Genomic DNA, 17,416 nt, shown 5'->3' with positions numbered 1-17,416 from the left:
CGAAAGGCGGCCGCCGAAAGACGGAGGCGCTTCTTACCCGTCCGTGGCGCGCGCGCCAAGTTCCGCCGGGACCTGCTGAACGAGTCGCACGAAGATGCTGCGCAGAAGCGCGGCTTGGACGCGCGCCTGGGCAATTGAGCCGTGGATCGTGTCCCCTTCGGACCCACTTTCGAGCGCGAAGCAGGCGTCGGCGAAACCCGTCGCCCCGACCGCGCGCGCCGACGACTTCAGCCGGTGCGCGACCGCGCCGGCGCGCGCCAGGTCGCCGCCCTCCAGCGCGATGTCGATCTCGGCCAGGCCATCGCGGGCGCTGTCGAGGAACATGAAGGCGAACTTGCGCATCTTGCCGGGGTCGTCGCCGAAGCTCGCTGCCAGCACCCCGGTGTCGAGCAAGGGAGCCGCGCCTGGGGCGGCGCGGCGGGATGCGCGCAGGATCGTCGCCACCAGCCGCTCCGGCGCGACCGGCTTGGACAGGAATTCATCCATGCCCGCGGCCAGGCAGCGTTCCTGGTCGATCAGACCGGCGTTCGCCGTCATGGCGATGACGACGCTCTCCTTCAAGGCGGCGTCGGCGCGGATGCGGCGCGTGGCTTCGAAGCCGTCCATCACCGGCATCTGCACATCCATCAGCACGCAGTCGAAACGGCGCGCCTGCATCTGCGCGAGCGCCTCGGCGCCGTTGTTTGCCACCACGACCGCGGCGCCCGCGGCTTCCAGCAGTTCGCGCCCGACCTGCTGGCTGAAGACGTTATCCTCGACCAGCAGGATAGACTTGCCTTCGAGCCGCCGGGCCTGCGGCGCCAGGCCGGCAAGCCCTGCCGGGGCGCGGCCGCCTTCGATGCCGGCACCATCGCCATGCGCCAGGCGCGCCGTGAACCAGAAGGTGCTGCCGCGTCCGGCCTCGCTCTCGACGCCGACCTCCCCTCCCATCAGCTCGGCAAGCTGCTTGCTGATCACCAGGCCGAGGCCGGTGCCGCCGTAGCGCCGCGTGGTCGACGGATCGGCCTGGTGAAAGGGTGCGAACAGCTGCGCCACTTCTGCCGGGTCGATGCCGATGCCGCTGTCCTGCACCTCGAAGCGCACCAGCGTTTCCTGGCCGAAGGCGCGCAGGGCGCGGGCGCGGATCGCGATGGCGCCCCGTTCGGAAAATTTGATGGCGTTGCCCACAAAATTGAGCAGCACCTGCTCGAGGCGCAGCGGGTCGCCGCGCCAGCTCGTGCTCAATTCGGGCGCCAGGTCGAACTGCAGGCGCAAGCCCTTGGCGGCGGCGGCTTCGCCAAGCTTGGTTTCCAGGTTGCCCAGCAAGGCATCGAGCCGGAAGTCGAGCAGTTCGAGCTCGAGGCGGCCGGCCTCGATTTTCGAAAAATCGAGAATGTGGTTGATGATCCCCAGCAGGTGCCGGCCGGAGTGGTCGATCTTTTCCAGATAGTCGCGCAGCTTCGGATCGCTCGCGGTGTTCAGGGCCAGGTGGGTCATGCCGATGATGCTGTTCATCGGCGTGCGGATCTCGTGACTCATGTTCGACAGGAAGTCGCTTTTCGCTTGATTGGCGGCGTCGGCCCGCGCTTTGAGCTGGTGCAGTTCGGTGACGTCGGTCGCCACGCACAAGACCCCGCTGACATCGCCGTCGAGCTGCACCGGCACCTTCACTTCCCACATCTGGCGCGCTGCGCCGCCGGGCAGCACCACTTCGACCTGGCTGGCGCGGCGGGTGCCGTCGAACACCGCACGCTCGCGCTCCCAGGCGGCGTCGGCCAGGCCGGCCGGCATCACCTCGCGGTCAAGGCGCCCGACCACCGCATCGGCGCTGCGCCCGAGCGCCGACGCCATCTTCGCATTCACGTATTGGAAGCGCCGCTCGCGGTCCTTCATGAAGACGAAGGCGTCGAGGTTGTCGAGCACCGTGTCGAGCAAGGTGCGCTGCTCGATGGCGCTGCGGCGCGACCAGTACAGGGTCAGGAACAGGCTGTAGAAGAGCAGCGTGGCAAGCACGCCGGTGCCAAAGGCCAGCCACGGGAAGCGGCGGTCGAGCGGCAGGTAAAGCTCGTCCTTGGGCGCGCTGAAATGGGCCTTCCACAGCGCGCCGCCGAAGTCGACCGGCAGCACCGTCGTAAACGTGGTGGCGGGATCGACGGCGCGGGTGCGGACGGCGCCGTCGCCGTAAAGCAGGCGGTCGGCGCCGCTCAGGGCCAGCGTCGGCAGGCCGGCGTTGGTGCCGGCCACGAACAGCGACAGCGTCACCCTGGCCTCGCCCACGCCGGCCAGCGCGGCATCGACCAGCGCCGGCACCGAAAACGCGATGCCGACCCCGCCGACATAGGCGGCGCGGCGCGCGGCCAGGGTGTCGGGAATGGCGCCGCCCCGGTACACCGGCATCCGCATGGCGAGCGCCAGGTGGGACGCCGGATGCAGCACCCGGACCGGATGGCCCGACACGCTCATGCTGCCGGTGTCGCGCGCACGGTCCATGGCCGCGGCAATGACCGGGTTGGCCGTGATGTCCTTGCCAAATTTTTCCGGCAGCGTCTCCGGCGGCTCGATATAGGTCAGGACGTGATAGCGCGGGCGCCGCCCGGCAGGGTGGATCGCGAAACCGGGGTAGCCGCCTGCCTGCACGCTGTCGTCGGCGCGCACCCGCGCTTCGAAGGCCGCACGCTCGCCGTCGGCGACTTCCTCGGAATAGGAGACGGCGTCGATCGCCGGGAAGTTGTTGCGCAGCTCGAGGGTGTCGACATAGCGCCGGAACTCGCGGCGCGTCACCGACTGCTCGCTGGCCGCGAACAGCGCGCCCAGCGCACGCGTCATCTCCGTGTACGACTTGATGGTGGTGGCGATGCGTTCCTGGGTGACGCGGGCCTGGTTGTCGAAGCGGCGCCGCGCTTCCTCTTCGACCGCACGCGCGGCCGCCATGTGCAGCACAGCACCCACCGCCAGGGCCAGCACCAGGCCCGCACACAGGAGCCCGATGCGGGTGCTGCCGCGCGCGCTGCCGGCCGCGCCGATGCTGCGGGTAATCGATAGCCCCATGGTGGCCCTTGGGTAAAGGACAGGAAGATTGTTGCTACTATATACGTGATCGGAACGCCACGGTGGCGCTCGGCAATAGATAGCGGCGGACAAAACGAATGCACGAGATGGCGGCAAAGGACGTGAGCGGAGCGGACACAGGAGTGGCGAGCGCAGACCCTGCCGACCCCTGGCTCTGGCTGGAAGAGGTGGAGAGCGAGCGCTCCCTTGCCTGGGTCAGGGAACGCAGCGCGCTTGCCGAACGTGAACTGGGCGGCGCCGTGCACGACGCCCTGCGCGCGCGCCTGCAAACCATCCTCGACGCACAAGAACGCATTCCCCACGTCCGCTTCCACGGCGGCTGGCTGTACAACTTCTGGCGCGACGCCGGCCACGAACGCGGCATCTGGCGCCGCACGACGCTGGCCGACTACCGCAAGGAAGCGCCGGCCTGGGAAACCGTGATCGACCTCGATGCGCTGGCGCGCGAGGAAAACGAGAACTGGGTCTGGGCCGGCGCCACCTTCCTCGAGCCGCAGGGCGCGCCTTGCCTGGTGTCGCTCTCGCGCGGCGGCGGCGACGCCGAGGTCGTGCGCGAATTCGACCTCGAGCGGCGCATGTTCGTCGCCGGCGGCTTTGTCCTTCCCGAATCCAAAGGCAGCGCCGCCTGGATCGACCGCGACACCCTGTTCGTCGCCACCGATTTCGGCCCCGGGACGATGACCGCCTCGGGCTATCCCCGCCTGGTGAAGGAATGGAAGCGCGGCACGCCCCTGTCCGCCGCCCGCCTTGTGTTCGAGGCCCGGCCCGAGGACCTGTCGGCCTCGGCCTGGAAGGACATGACGCCCGGCTTCGAACGCGAATTCGTGACGCGCCAGATCGGCTTCTACAGCAGCGAGCTGTTCCTGCGCGAGAAGGGCGAGCTGCGCAGGGTGCCCAAGCCGGACGACGCGAACGCGTATGCCGTGCGCGACCAGTTACTCATCGAATTGCGCTCGGACTGGGTGCTTGGAGAGCGCACCTGGCCGCAGGGCGCACTGCTGGCCATCGACTTCGACCGCTTCATGCGCGGCGAGCGCGATGTCGACATGCTGTTCGCGCCGACCGCCACCAGCTCGCTCGACGGCGTGACGGTGGTACGCGGCGCCATCCTGCTGACGCTGCTCGACAAGGTGAAGAACCGCATCGTCGAGCTGCGCCGCGAACCCGATGGCTGGCGCCGCCGCGACGTCGCCGCGCCCGCCATCGGCACGCTCGGCGTATCCGCGTTCGACGATATCGGCTCAAACGACTACTTCCTCACCGTCACCGGCTTCCTGAACCCGACCACGCTCTACCTCGGCAGCGCCGGCGTCGACACCCGCGAACGCCTGAAAGCCATGCCGGCCTGGTTCGATGCGGCGCCGTACACCGTGTCGCAGTTCGAGGCGCGTTCGAAAGACGGCACGCTGGTGCCCTACTTCGTCGTCATGGGGCGCCAGGCCAGCTTCGAAGGCAAGACGCCGACGCTCCTGTACGGCTACGGCGGCTTCGAGGTATCGCTGAAACCTGCCTACAGCGGCATGATCGGCGCCGGCTGGCTGGAAGGCGGCGGCGCCTACGTGCTGGCCAACATCCGCGGCGGCGGCGAATTCGGGCCGCGCTGGCACCAGGCGGCGCTCAAGGAGAAGCGCCAGAATGCCTTCGACGACTTCCTGGCGGTGGCACAAGACCTCATCCGGCGCAAGATCACCAGCCCGCGCCACCTCGGCATCATGGGCGGCAGCAATGGCGGCCTGCTGGTCGGCGCCGCCCTCACCCAGCGCCCCGACCTGTTCAACGCCGTCGTCTGCCAGGTGCCGCTGCTCGACATGCGGCGCTATCACAAGCTGCTGGCCGGCGCCTCCTGGATGGGCGAGTACGGCGATCCGGACCTTGCTGCGGACTGGGACAGCATCGGCCGCTATTCGCCCTACCAGAACGTGTTCCGGGACAGGCAGTATCCGCGCGTGCTGTTTACCACCTCGACCCGCGACGACCGCGTCCACCCGGGCCACGCGCGCAAGATGGCCGCGCTGATGGAAGACCAGGGCCACGACCTGCTGTACTGGGAAAACATGGAAGGCGGACATGCCGGCGCCGCCAACAACACCCAGCAGGCGCGCATGTGGGCGCTGACGTATGCGTTCCTGCGCAGGCAGCTGACATGACCCCTCATTATGCATAGTGTAAAAATTACCACATGACGCCATCCTGCAACACGATCGAGGTGCGTCCGCTGGCCGGCGCCGAGTGGCAGCTCTACCGTGAGCTGCGCCTGCGCGCGCTGGCAGACGCGCCGGGCGCATTCGGCAGCACCCTGGCACGCGAACAGGCGTTCGAGGACGCTGACTGGGCCTGGCGCCTGGGACTGGCTGCCGGCTCGGGACGCGAGCGGCCGCTGGTGGCCGAACGCGATGGCGCCGCCTTGGGCCTGGCCTGGGCCAAAGTCGATGCCGGGGATACGCAGCGCGTGAACCTGTTCCAGATGTGGGTAGCGCTTGAAGCCCGCGGCCAGGGTGTGGCGGCGGCGCTGCTGGCGGCAGCGGTCGCGTGGGCACGCACGCGCGGGGCGCGCACGCTGCAGCTTGGCGTGATCGAAGGGAATGACGCCGCTCGGCGCCTGTACGAGCGCGCCGGCTTTCGCCCGGTCGGGGCGGCGCAGCCGGCGCGCCCCGGCGATGCGCGCCTGGAGCAGCTACTGCAACTGGTGCTGTAAGCGCCCTATTGCGGCAGGCTGAGGGAGCGCTGCTTGCCGGCCCCGAAGCGCACGACGGCGGGATAGCTCGCATCGATATCGACATACAGGGCGACGGCCGTCTCGATCCCGATCACCAGCGGCGGACCGAGGCGCTCGGTAACGATGCCGGCGCGGCGCAGCAGGCGCTCGATCGAGGTCGTGGTGACCGTGACATAGCGCTCGATGCCGTGCTCGTAGCCGTAGCGGGTGATCGCCGCGAACGACTCCATCGTGATCTCCGAAAATCCGAACTGGCCGCTGCCGCCGGTCTCGATGGCGAAACGCGAGAGTTCCCATACATGCTCGTCGCAAGGCGCTGGCTGTCCATGCAGTAATTGAGGGAACGAATCCTTGAGCATATAGGGACCGTCTGTCGGCAACAGGCGCCAGCAGCCGCGCAGGATGCCTTGGCCGGGCTCACGCATCATCATGTAATGCGGTTCGAGCGCGTCGTAGCCGTCGATTTCCATTCCCGACAATACCGGGACTTCCCAACCGAGACGGCCCTGGAACACCTTTGCGCGAAGCGTATGCATCTCGCGTAAATCGTGGGACTGAAACTCGCGCCGTGCTGCGATATTAATTTGCAGTGCCATGTCGTTCTCCCTGTATTCGTTAATGAAAAAAACTATGCGACAGGCATGAAGACTCGAGCAAATTACGCAACATGGGTACTAGTAGTATTGATAGGTGGCTAGACAGTGACACAGTGGAATACTAAGTTTTTCACTCGTTCAATAAGGAGACCGGCCATGCCAAACGACTTCATCAGCGAATCCATGCTTGTTCGTCCAAGTGCTTACACCGCTATGCCGATACCTGTGCGGCCGCAGCACGTTGACCTGCGTCAGTTCCGGATTAGCAAACGGGAAAGTCAGGAGAAGTTCTGGGGACGTTTCGGCGTAACGCAGTCGAGCGGCAGCCGTTTCGAGACGGGCCTGGCGATCCCGGCCCCGGTTGCCATCCTGCTGAAGCTCTACGTGAACGGCAAACTCAACGATGGCGATCTTCAGGGTTAAGCAAGCCTAATGCAATCGCCTTCACAACCGCCTGCTGACGTGTGTTGACGTTGAACTTCTGACGCACGTTAGCCAGGTGGAAGTTGACGGTCGCCTCGGAACAACGGGTGATCATCGAGATCTCCCATGAGGACTTGCCTGCCATGACCCACTGAAGTACTTCCAGCTCGCGCCGGGTCAGGCGTGGCACCGGATCGCCCCCGCTCGGGTGCGCAAACGGCATCGATGCGGCAAATGCATAATCGCGTACCAGCGTGAGCGCGCCCATCCTGTGCGCAACCTCGCGCGTGAATTGCTCGCCCGGCGCCGCGTCGGAAGCAAGGCTGAGCAATCCCACTTCTCCGTTCGGCCCGTGGATCGGCAGCGTCACGCCGGTACGCATGCCGAAACCACAGGCTTCCTCGTACAAGGTACGACCGCCGGCGGTGCCGAAGGTGTCTGGCTCCCAGATGATGGGCAGCGTGCTGGTCAGGCAATGGCCGACGGTGGGATCGACATAAGCGAAGCGCTCGGCATCGTAGCGCTCGCGCCATTCGGGCGCGTAGTTCGTCTGCACGAAAGCATTTTCATATTGCGCGTGGCGTGAATGGACCACCGCGTACATTACCTGTTCGAAACCGAGCGAATCGCTTAAGTCCAGCATTGAATGACGCCAGGACTCGGAATCTTTGGAAGCCAACAGCTGCATCAACTGTGCTGTTTCAATCATGGCGCTAGCTCGCTTATGTGAACGGAACATATGCTACTTGCATGGCGCACATGAACTATGTTTTTTAGAAATTTTATCAACCTTCCTAAATTTTTTGTTAAGTATTTTTGTAGTTAGTATGCAACGCTGACCAATACTCGGTTCGCATCGCTTGAGATCTGCACTGGTTTTTCCTCGCATCATTCCCTCGCATATAAAGTTTCTAGCGTCGCAAGTTTTATTGCATTGCAGAGCTTGACTTGATTGCGCACTAGGGTATCGTTTCATATTTCCGTTTAACAGTTTCTCAGGCGCGCGACACACCACGTGTATTGACGACGCGCTCGCAAGAACGCAGTTTCAATTTTCAAAACAAGGATCACACGTCGATGAACACAATGACCGACATGGCCGAACAGCTGGACGTCAAGCTCCTGCTGGCAACGCTGATGGCCCTCAAAAAGGGCGACTTTTCGGTACGCATGCCTTCCGACTGGACGGGCGTGTCAGGCAAGATCGCCGACACCCTGAACGACATCATCGAAACCAAATCGAAAATGGTCGAGGCGGTGACGGAAGTGTCGCGCGTCGTCGGCCGCGAAGGCCACCTGACCCAGCGCGCCGACGTGCCGGGCGTGGTCGGCGGCTGGAGCACCATCATCAGCTCGGTCAATACCCTGATCGACGACCTGGTGCGCCCGACCACGGAAATGGCGCGCGTCATCGGCGCCGTGGCGAAAGGCGACCTGTCGCAGACCATGGCCCTCGAAGTCGACGGGCATCCGTTAAAAGGGCAATATCTGCGCGCGGCAACGACTGCGAACACGATGGTGGAACAGCTTTCCTCCTTCTCTTCCGAAGTGACGCGCGTGGCGCGCGAAGTCGGCACCGAAGGCAAGCTCGGTGGACAGGCGCAGGTCAAGGGCGTGGCGGGTACCTGGAAAGACTTGACCGACTCGGTCAACTCGATGGCGGGTAACCTGACCTCGCAGGTGCGTAACATTGCGGAAGTCACGACCGCGGTCGCCAACGGCGACTTGTCGAAGAAAATCACGGTCGACGTGCGCGGCGAGATCCTGCAGCTGAAAGACACGATCAACGTCATGGTCGACCAGCTGCGCTCCTTCGCCTCCGAGGTGACGCGGGTGGCGCGCGAGGTCGGCACCGAAGGAAAACTCGGCGGCCAGGCTTACGTGCCGGGCGTCGGCGGCACCTGGAAGGACTTGACCGACAACGTCAACTTCATGGCCTCGAACCTGACGGGCCAGGTGCGCAACATCGCGACGGTGACGACGGCGGTGGCGAACGGCGACCTCTCCAAAAAGATCACGGTGGACGTGAAGGGCGAGATTCTCGAGCTGAAAAACACGATCAACGTCATGGTCGACCAGTTGTCTTCCTTCTCGTCGGAGGTGACGCGCGTGGCGCGCGAAGTCGGTACCGAAGGAAAACTGGGCGGCCAGGCGCAGGTGAAGGGCGTGGCCGGTACCTGGAAAGACTTGACCGACTCGGTGAACTCGATGGCCGGTAACCTGACCGGCCAGGTGCGTAACATTGCGGACGTGACCACCGCCGTGGCGAACGGCGACTTGTCCAAGAAGATCACGGTGGACGTGAAGGGCGAGATTCTCGAGCTCAAGAACACGATCAACGTCATGGTCGACCAGCTGAACTCCTTCGCCTCCGAGGTGACGCGCGTGGCGCGCGAAGTCGGTACCGAGGGCCGCCTGGGCGGCCAGGCGAACGTGCCAGGCGTGGCCGGTACCTGGAAAGACTTGACCGACGGCGTGAACTCGATGGCGGGTAACCTGACGGGCCAGGTGCGTAACATTGCGGACGTGACGACCGCGGTGGCGAACGGCGACTTGTCGAAGAAAATTACGGTGGACGTCAAGGGCGAGATTCTCGAACTGAAGAACACGATCAACGTCATGGTCGACCAGTTGTCCTCGTTCGCCTCCGAGGTGACGCGCGTGGCGCGCGAGGTCGGCACCGAGGGTAAGCTCGGCGGCCAGGCTTACGTGCCGGGCGTCGGCGGTACCTGGAAGGACTTGACCGACAACGTCAACTTCATGGCCTCGAACCTGACCGGCCAGGTGCGTAACATCGCGGCGGTGACGACAGCGGTGGCGCGCGGCGACTTGTCGAAGAAAATCACGGTGGACGTGAAGGGCGAGATTCTCGAGCTGAAGGACACCATCAACGTCATGGTCGACCAGTTGTCCTCGTTCGCGTCCGAGGTGACGCGCGTGGCGCGCGAGGTGGGTACCGAGGGCAAGCTGGGCGGCCAGGCAAACGTGTCCGGTGTCGCCGGCACCTGGAAAGACTTGACCGAGAACGTCAACCAGCTGGCCGCGAACCTGACCAACCAGATGCGCGCCATCGGTGAAGTCGCTACCGCGGTGACCCGCGGCGACCTGTCGCGCTCCATTCAAGTGGAAGCGCGCGGCGAGGTGTCCTACCTGAAGGACAACATCAACGAGATGATCCGCAACCTGAAAGAGACGACGCAGAAGAACGCGCAGCAGGACTGGCTGAAGACCAACCTGGCGCGCTTCACGCGGCTCCTGCAGGGCCAGCGCGACCTTGGCGCGGTGACCAAACTGATCCTGTCCGAGCTGGCGCCGCTGGTCTCGGCCCACCACGGCGTGTTCTATATGATGGACTCGCAGGAGCTCGACGCCAGATTGCGGATGATCGCCTCCTACGGTTACCGTTCCAACCGCAAGCTTCCGACCTCGTTCTCGCCGGGCGAAGGCCTGGTGGGCCAGTGCGCGGTCGAAAAATCGCGGATCTGGCTGACCGACGTGCCGCGCGATTACATCGTCGTGTCCTCGGGCCTGGGTTCGGCGCCGCCGAACAACATCGTCGTGCTGCCGATCCTGTTCGAGCAGCAGGTGAAGGCCGTCATCGAGATCGCCTCGCTGGACCGTTTCACCGAGACCCACCTGTCCTTCCTCGACCAGCTGATGGAGTCGATCGGCGTGGTCCTGAACACGATCGAGGCGAACAGCCGGACCGAGTCGCTGCTGACCCAGTCGCAGTCGCTGGCGCAGGAACTGCAGCAGACCAACCAGGAGCTGGCCGAAAAAGCGCGCCTGCTGTCCGAGCAGAACATCGAGGTGGAACGCAAGAACCGCGAAGTGGAGCAGGCCAAGCTGGCGCTGGAAGAAAAGGCGACCCAGCTGGCGCTGTCCTCGAAGTACAAGTCCGAGTTCCTGGCCAACATGTCGCACGAGTTGAGAACACCACTGAACTCATTGCTGATCCTCGCGCAGCAGCTCTCCGATAATCCCGAGGGCAACCTCTCCGGCAAGCAGGTGGAATTCGCCAAGACCATCCACGGCTCCGGTTCCGACCTGCTGACCCTGATTAACGACATTCTCGACCTGTCCAAGATCGAGTCCGGCACCGTGACCCTGGACGTCTCCGAGTACCGCTTCGCCACCCTGCGCAACTACGTCGACCGCACCTTCCGCCACATGGCCGAAGCCAAGCACCTCGGCTTCCAGGTCGACCTCGGCGACAACTTGCCGACCGCGGTGATGACCGATACCACGCGCCTGCAGCAGGTGCTGAAAAACCTGCTGTCGAACGCCTTCAAGTTCACCAGCCATGGCCAGGTGGCGCTGAACATCAGCCTCGTCACCAGCGGCTGGACCGCCGACCACCCGCACCTGCTGCATGCGGACGCCGTGCTGGCCTTCTCGGTCAGCGACACCGGCGTCGGCATCCCGTCCGACAAGCTGCAGCTGATCTTCGAGGCCTTCCAGCAGGCTGACGGCTCGACCGCCCGCAAATACGGCGGCACGGGTCTGGGCCTGTCGATTTCGCGCGAACTGGCGCGCCTCTTGGGCGGCGAAATCCGGGTGGAATCGACCGTCAACGTCGGTTCGACCTTCACCCTGTACCTGCCCTACAACCGCGCCGGCTTCGTCAACTACGAAGCGACGCGCCAGCCGCAACCGGCACGCCTGCAGGCCCCGAGCCTGCCGGCGCCCGCGCCGGCGCCCATCGTCTACACCGCGGCGCAAGTCGAGGAAAGCGGCGTCGCCACCATCGAAGTGCAGGCGCCAACCAACAACAGCCTGGTGGAATACGCGTCGACGCTGGACGACCGCAGCCTGATCGCCCCGGGCGACCCGTCGGTGCTGATCGTCGAGGACGACGACCGCTTCGCCAAGACCGTGCTGGGATTGGCGCGCGAGAAGAACTTCAAGGGCATCGTCACCCACCGTGGCGACTCGGCCCTGTCGCTGGCGCGCGAGTACCTGCCCTCGGCGATCCTGCTCGACATCGACCTGCCGGACATCGACGGCTTCACCGTGCTCGACCGCCTGAAGCGCGACCCGAGCACCCGCCACATCCCGGTGCATGTGGTGTCGGCCCTGCGCGAGCGCGAACGCGCCCTGCGCCAGGGTGCGATCTCCTTTGTGAACAAGCCGGTCGAGCGCACCGTGCTGGAAGAGGAATTCGACCGCATCCAGAAGTTCCTGGTGGGCGGCAAGCGTTCCTTGCTGGTGGTGGAAGACGACATGGCCCAGCGCGAACTGATCGTCAACCTGATCGGCGACAGCGACCTGAACATGGTGACCGTGGAGACCGGCAAGGCCGCCATGGAAGCTCTCGACGCCCAGCATTTTGATTGCATGGTGCTGGACCTGACCCTGCCCGACATTTCCGGGTTCGATCTGCTGGACCAGATCGGCGGCAAGCCGGCCCTGCGCGACCTGCCGATCGTGATCTACACCGCGCAGGAACTCTCGCGCAAGGAAGTCACGAAGCTCAAGAAGTACGCCAAGACGATCGTCATCAAGGATGCGCGCTCGCCGGAACGCCTGCTGGACGAGACCGCGCTGTTCCTGCACCGCTCGCATGCCTCCTTGCCGGAACTGCAGCGCAAGATGCTGGAAGAGATCCACGCGCTCGACGGCGGCCTGGCCGGACGCAAGGTGCTGATCGTCGACGACGACCTGCGCAACATCTTCGCCCTGTCCTCCTTGCTGGAGCGCCAGCAGATGCAGGTGCTGTTCGCCGAGAACGGCCGCGACGGCATCGAGGTGCTGGAAAAGGATCCGACCATCGAGATCGTCCTGATGGACATCATGATGCCGGAGATGGACGGCTACGACACGATGCGCGCCATCCGCCGCATCCCGCGCTTCAAGTCGCTGCCGATCATCACCCTGACCGCGAAAGCGATGAAGGGCGACCGCGACAAGTGCATCGCCGCCGGCGCTTCCGACTACATCACCAAGCCGGTCGATGTGGCGCAGCTGCTGTCGCTGATGCGGGTGTGGCTGCATTGACGGCGTTTGCGTCGTTTGCCGCTTCGGTGGCGGTCGAGGAACTGGAAATCGATCTGTTGCTCGAGGCCCTGGTTCAGCGCCACGGCTTCGATTTCCGCGGCTACGACCGCCAGCTGGTGCGGCGCACGCTCCTCGCGCTCATCGGAGCGCGCGGGCTCAAGACGGTGTCGGCCCTGCAGGAACGGGGGCTGCACGAGCCCGGCGCGGCCGCGGACCTGCTGCGGGTGCTGTCGGTGCAGGCAGTGTCCCTGTTCGCCGAGCCCGGACGTGCGCTCGAGGCGCGCGAAGTGCTGGGCGCGGCCCTGCGTTCGCAAGCGGTGCCGAAGGTGTGGCTGCCCGAATGCGCCGGCGTCGGCGACGCCTGGACCCTGGCGATCCTGCTGCACGAGGAAGGCGTGCTGGCGCGCACCGAGGTGTTCGCCACGCTCGGCAACGAGGAGCTGCTGGCCGAGGCGCGCGACGCCACGGTCGATGCCGCGCAACTGCCGGCGCTGCAGGAGCACTACCTCAGGAGCGGCGGCGCCGGCACCCTGCTCGAGTATTTCAAAGTGGAGGACGGCCGCGCCACCTTGCTGCCGCGCCTGCGCGCGCGCATCACCTGGGCCGGCTACAACCTGGTGACGGACGCCTCGTTCAACGAATTCCAGGCGATCGTCTGCTGGCGCGCCCTGGCCGGCTTCGGCCCGGTGCTGCGCCAGCGCGTGCTGCGCCTGTTCCACGACAGCCTGGCGCGCTTCGGCGTACTCGCGATCGACCGCGAACTGGCGCCAGGCGACGCGTATGCGGCGGCCTACCAGCCGCTGCTGGGGGAGCTGCCCTGGTACCGGCGGGTGGGATAGCTTATTTCGACCCGATTGCCGACGGCCGCGCCGCGATCTCGTCGCGCCAGGCCTGCAGGTGCGGCATGCCCTCCTCGCCCGGCCTGAACCTCAGCAGGCCGCGGCCGAATTCGAGCGCGCAGAAGGCTGTGATGTCGGCAATCGTGAAGCGCTCGCCGGCCACATAGGGCTGGCGCGCCAGCACGCCGTCGAGCCAGCGCGCGGTGATGCGCATCTTTTCGGCTTGCGCCGCGCCGTACTCCTTGAACTGCGGCTGTTCGAGGGTCGCCAGCGCCGGATGCGTGTGGCGGGCGCTGTGCGCGGTTTCGAGCAGCAGGTGCAGTTCCATGCGGCGGTCGGCCATTTCGATGAAGGCACGCTCCTCGTAGTCGACACCCATCAGGTTCGGCTCCGGCCGCAGGCCTTCGAGATAGGTACAGATTGCCCGCGTTTCGCTCAGCACCCGTCCATTCTCGAATTCCAGCGCCGGTACCCGGCCGAGCGGGTTTTTTGCGAGGAAGGCCTCGCTGCGCTGCTCGCCGGTGAGGATGTCGATGGTCACCGTGTCGATGCCGGTGATGCCTTTTTCGAGGATGAACATGCTGACCCGGCGCGGATTCGGGGCGTGCGGGCTGAGGTACAGTTTCATTGGTCGCCTTCAGGTGGTTGTTATCCTGAAGAATAATAGCCCATTCGCCGCGGCTTACGGCACAGGCAAGGGCTCGCGCAAGGCCAGGTAGGCGTCGAGGACCGCGGCGCTGCCGGGCGCCAGGTGCAGCCCCAGCTTGGTGCGGCGCCACAGGATATCGGCCGCGCTGCAGGCCCACTCGTGCCGCACCAGGTAGCGGACCTCGGCCTCGAACAGGCCGGGCAAGAGCTCGCGTCCGAGGTCGGCCAGCCTGCCACTGCCGGCCAGCAGGGTGTCGATGCGGGTGCCGTAGGCGTGGCCGTAGCGTGCGAGCAGTTGCGGCGGCAGCCACGGGTAGCGCGCCGCCTGGCGCGCCATCCATGAACCGAATTCCAGCACGCCGCGCGCGTTTGGCGCGGCCCCGAACAGGTCGCCTCCGGGCAGGCAGGAATGGGCGGTCCAGGCCGGCGCCTGGCGCCCGAGCGCGGCGCCGACCAGCGCGACGGCGTCTTCGGCCAGCTTGCGGCTGGTGGTGATCTTGCCGCCAAAGACGGACAGCAGCGGCGCGCCCTGCTCCGTGAGCTCGAGCCGGTAATCACGCGTGATGGAAGATGCCGCCGAGGCCGATGCGGCAGACTCCTCGACCAGCGGCCGCACGCCTGCATAGCTCCAGACCACGTCGGCCGGCGTAATCTGCCGTCGAAAAAAGCGGTTCGCAAGCTGGCACAGGTACGCCGTTTCCTCGGCGCTGATCGATACATTGTCGAGGTCGCCGCGGTAATCGATGTCGGTGGTGCCGATCAGGGTGAACGCGCCTTCATACGGCAGCGCGAACACGATGCGTCCGTCCGGGTGCTGGAAGATATATGCGTGCGGATGCTCGAACAGGCGCGGCACGACGATATGGCTGCCCTTGATCAGGCGCAGCGTGCGCTTGGCGGCGGTCGGATTCGCTTCGCCGCTGACGCCGTTCAGGAAGCGCGCGGCCCAGGGGCCGGCGGCATTGATCAGGCAGCGCGCCGTGACCTGCAGGCGCGCGCCCTCTCCTTCCAGCAGCGCGCTCCAGCCCGCGCCGTGGCGCCGCGGCGGCGCGCAGCGGGTGCGGGTCAGGATGGTGGCGCCGCGCTCCCTGGCGTCGAGCGCATTGAGCACGACCAGCCGGGCGTCGTCGACCCAGCCATCGGAATACATGAAACCGCGCGTGAACCGCGCCTGCAGGGGCACGCCGGCCGGGTGGCCGCGCAGGTCGAGCGCGCTCGAACCCGGCAGGAATTCGCGCCGCGCCAGGCGGTCGTAGAGAAACAGACCGGCACGGATCAGCCAGGCCGGGCGCGCTCCCGGCCCGCTGCCCGCCTCGTGCGGCATCACGAAGCGCAGCGGGCGCATGATGTGCGGCGCGCAACGCAGCAAGGTTTCGCGCTCGAGCAGGGCCTTGCGCACCAGCCCGAATTCGTAATGCTCGAGGTAGCGCAGGCCACCATGGATGAGTTTGCTCGAGGCGGACGAGGTGTGCGAGGCCAGGTCGTCCTTCTCGCACAGCACGACGCGCAGGCCGCGGCCGGCGGCGTCGCGCGCGATCGCCGCGCCATTGATGCCGCCGCCGACGATCAAGACATCGCAATCGAACCGCTTTACCGCTCCATCCACGGCGTTCTCCTGAAGAATCGAACCGATCCAGTCTATTGCGACGCCCCGCAAACATGTTCGCACAAATCAAGACGCCCCGGTTCCGACCCATGGCGGCGCTTCTTTCGTCTCGGGGCGGCAACACCCTGCAAGCCGAGGTGTAAAATTGCTGGATTGGGACGCAGGGAAACATCTTCCAGAGAAACCGTTTGATGAAACGATTATCAGCTTTCGCAGCAGTTGCCATGCATATGGCGCCGGTTCAGGCCTGCCCGCTGGCCGATGCCCTGATCCGCGACTATGGCATCAGCTTTTCCGGGTTCGAAAAACAGATCGCACGTGTCGCCCAGCCGGATATCCGTGGCATGCGAATCGATGCGCTTGTCGTCATTCGCCTTCCCAACAAGAAGGGCATCGTGCCCGATGGCTTCCTGCACGCGGCACTGGTCGACAAGACCGGCAAACGCGCGTGGATACGGCGCACCGGCGGCTTTGTCCCGGTGAACGAGTGGTATGGACCGGTCAAGCTGCGCACGACGGACCTCAAGGCTTGCGTCAGCGCCGCGTATGCCTAGCCCGGCCCCCATCGGACAACGCGCCTGGGTGCGCATGCCCTCGGGCAAACGGCTGGACCTGCTGAACCCGACGCCCTTCGACTGGGACGACGCCGACCTCGCGCTCGGCCTGGCCCGCACCTATCGCTGGGGCGGCCATTCGGCCTGGCCGCTGCCGCTGTCGGTGGCCCAGCACTCGATCACGGTGATGCTTCTGCAACGCGCGGCCCTGGGAGGCCGCATCGATCCCCTGCTCGAGCTGCGCGAACTGCTGCACGACGCAGAGGAAGGCCTGCTCGGCTTCGACGCGATCTCCGTCATCAAGCCCTTCCTCGGCGAGGGCTTCCGCGCGCTGAGCAAACGCCTCGAACACGTGGTCTTCCTGCGCTATGGCCTGGCGCCCTGGACGAGTGGCGAACATGCGCGCCACAAGCGCGCCGACCGCCAGGCCGCGGCCAGCGAAGCCGTGCACGTGGCCGGCTGGTCGCGCGAGGAGGTGCGGCGTACGCTGAAAATCCGCGCCGCCGTGCTCGAGGACGATCCCCTGGCAGGCGTCTACGGCGGCACGCCCTGGGAACCATGGCCGCCGGCGCTGGCCTGCGAACGCTTCCTGACCGAACTGGCGCGCCTGAAACGGCTCCTGGGGGACGAACAGGAAAACATCGCCGGCGCAAGCTGAACGCGTCGGGTGTTGCAATTTCGCTCACGACCTGCGCACCCCGGCCTTGCTGTCGAGTTTGCGCAAGCGCAAAGACTCCGGCTTAAGTTATTGATTTTATTGAAGTTCGATCGATATCCACAAGAAATGTGGATAACTATGTGGACAAGCGCCACTTGACAAGCCGCAAGGGCAGTATTGATGCGGGTTTCAACAAAATGCCCATTCTGAAGGCAAAAATGAAGCCCTTATAAATCAAGGACTTGCACACGCAAGTCTGCCCCCTGCGACGTCGGCATCAGCAAATTCCTACAAATTCCTACAACGGGGGATAAGTCCTCAGCCGCAAGGT

General features: G+C 65.4%; 12 protein-coding genes. 7 read left to right on the top strand and 5 right to left on the bottom strand.

Translation table 11 applies throughout. From position 1 onward, the window contains the following. Positions 1–33: 33 nt before the first annotated feature. Positions 34–3,027: a CHASE domain-containing protein gene (locus AC56KZ_RS11390; RefSeq protein WP_497162276.1), complete on the bottom strand. Its 2,994-nt coding sequence runs from the start codon at positions 3,025–3,027 to the stop codon at positions 34–36. Between the two features lie 107 nt (positions 3,028–3,134). Between AC56KZ_RS11390 and AC56KZ_RS11385 the strand changes: the two genes are divergently transcribed. Beyond that, a complete protein-coding gene (locus tag AC56KZ_RS11385; protein ID WP_497162498.1) occupies positions 3,135–5,195 on the top strand; it encodes a prolyl oligopeptidase family serine peptidase in 2,061 nt (686 codons plus the stop codon). Between the two features lie 32 nt (positions 5,196–5,227). Then, complete coding sequence (locus AC56KZ_RS11380; protein WP_497162275.1) at positions 5,228–5,743, top strand: GNAT family N-acetyltransferase; 516 nt, start codon at positions 5,228–5,230, stop codon at positions 5,741–5,743. Positions 5,744–5,748: 5 nt separating this feature from the next. On the opposite strand, the gene AC56KZ_RS11375 is transcribed toward AC56KZ_RS11380, so the two are convergent. Continuing rightward, complete coding sequence (locus AC56KZ_RS11375) at positions 5,749–6,360, bottom strand: acyl-homoserine-lactone synthase (protein WP_497162274.1); 612 nt, start codon at positions 6,358–6,360, stop codon at positions 5,749–5,751. A gap of 213 nt (positions 6,361–6,573) precedes the next feature. On the opposite strand from AC56KZ_RS11375, the gene AC56KZ_RS11370 reads away from it, so the two are divergent. Continuing rightward, entirely contained in the window at positions 6,574–6,783 is a 210-nt protein-coding gene (locus tag AC56KZ_RS11370) for a helix-turn-helix domain-containing protein (protein WP_497162497.1), read from the top strand. Here AC56KZ_RS11370 and AC56KZ_RS11365 read toward each other — a convergent pair. Further along, on the bottom strand, positions 6,758–7,492 hold the full coding sequence (locus AC56KZ_RS11365; protein ID WP_497162273.1) for a helix-turn-helix transcriptional regulator: 735 nt from the start codon (positions 7,490–7,492) through the stop codon (positions 6,758–6,760). The two genes, AC56KZ_RS11370 and AC56KZ_RS11365, sit on opposite strands and share 26 nt — an antisense overlap. A gap of 368 nt (positions 7,493–7,860) precedes the next feature. On the opposite strand from AC56KZ_RS11365, the gene AC56KZ_RS11360 reads away from it, so the two are divergent. Both AC56KZ_RS11360 and AC56KZ_RS11355 read left to right on the top strand, forming a co-directional pair. Beyond that, entirely contained in the window at positions 7,861–12,780 is a 4,920-nt protein-coding gene (locus AC56KZ_RS11360; protein ID WP_497162272.1) for a HAMP domain-containing protein, read from the top strand. Beyond that, positions 12,768–13,619, top strand: a complete 852-nt coding sequence (locus tag AC56KZ_RS11355) for a CheR family methyltransferase (protein WP_497162271.1) — start codon at positions 12,768–12,770, stop codon at positions 13,617–13,619. The genes AC56KZ_RS11360 and AC56KZ_RS11355 overlap by 13 nt, the downstream gene beginning before the upstream one ends. Position 13,620: 1 nt before the next feature. Here AC56KZ_RS11355 and AC56KZ_RS11350 read toward each other — a convergent pair whose 3' ends face one another. Next, on the bottom strand, positions 13,621–14,247 hold the full coding sequence (locus AC56KZ_RS11350) for a glutathione S-transferase family protein (RefSeq protein ID WP_497162270.1): 627 nt from the start codon (positions 14,245–14,247) through the stop codon (positions 13,621–13,623). 54 nt (positions 14,248–14,301) lie between these two features. Beyond that, positions 14,302–15,873: a glycerol-3-phosphate dehydrogenase gene (gene glpD, locus AC56KZ_RS11345; RefSeq protein WP_497162269.1), complete on the bottom strand. Its 1,572-nt coding sequence runs from the start codon at positions 15,871–15,873 to the stop codon at positions 14,302–14,304. Between the two features lie 191 nt (positions 15,874–16,064). Between glpD and AC56KZ_RS11340 the strand changes: the two genes are divergently transcribed. Next, the gene (locus tag AC56KZ_RS11340) at positions 16,065–16,427 is read left to right on the top strand and encodes a hypothetical protein (protein ID WP_497162268.1); all 363 of its coding nucleotides are present in this window, start codon (positions 16,065–16,067) and stop codon (positions 16,425–16,427) included. Then, complete coding sequence (locus AC56KZ_RS11335) at positions 16,420–17,085, top strand: phosphohydrolase (protein ID WP_497162267.1); 666 nt, start codon at positions 16,420–16,422, stop codon at positions 17,083–17,085. The genes AC56KZ_RS11340 and AC56KZ_RS11335 overlap by 8 nt, the downstream gene beginning before the upstream one ends. Positions 17,086–17,416: the final 331 nt, after the last annotated feature.

The organism is Telluria sp. LT2P34, from assembly GCF_059685915.1.
The sequence above is the reverse complement of the archived record's forward strand: the minus strand, read 5'-3'. Positions and strand labels throughout refer to the sequence as shown.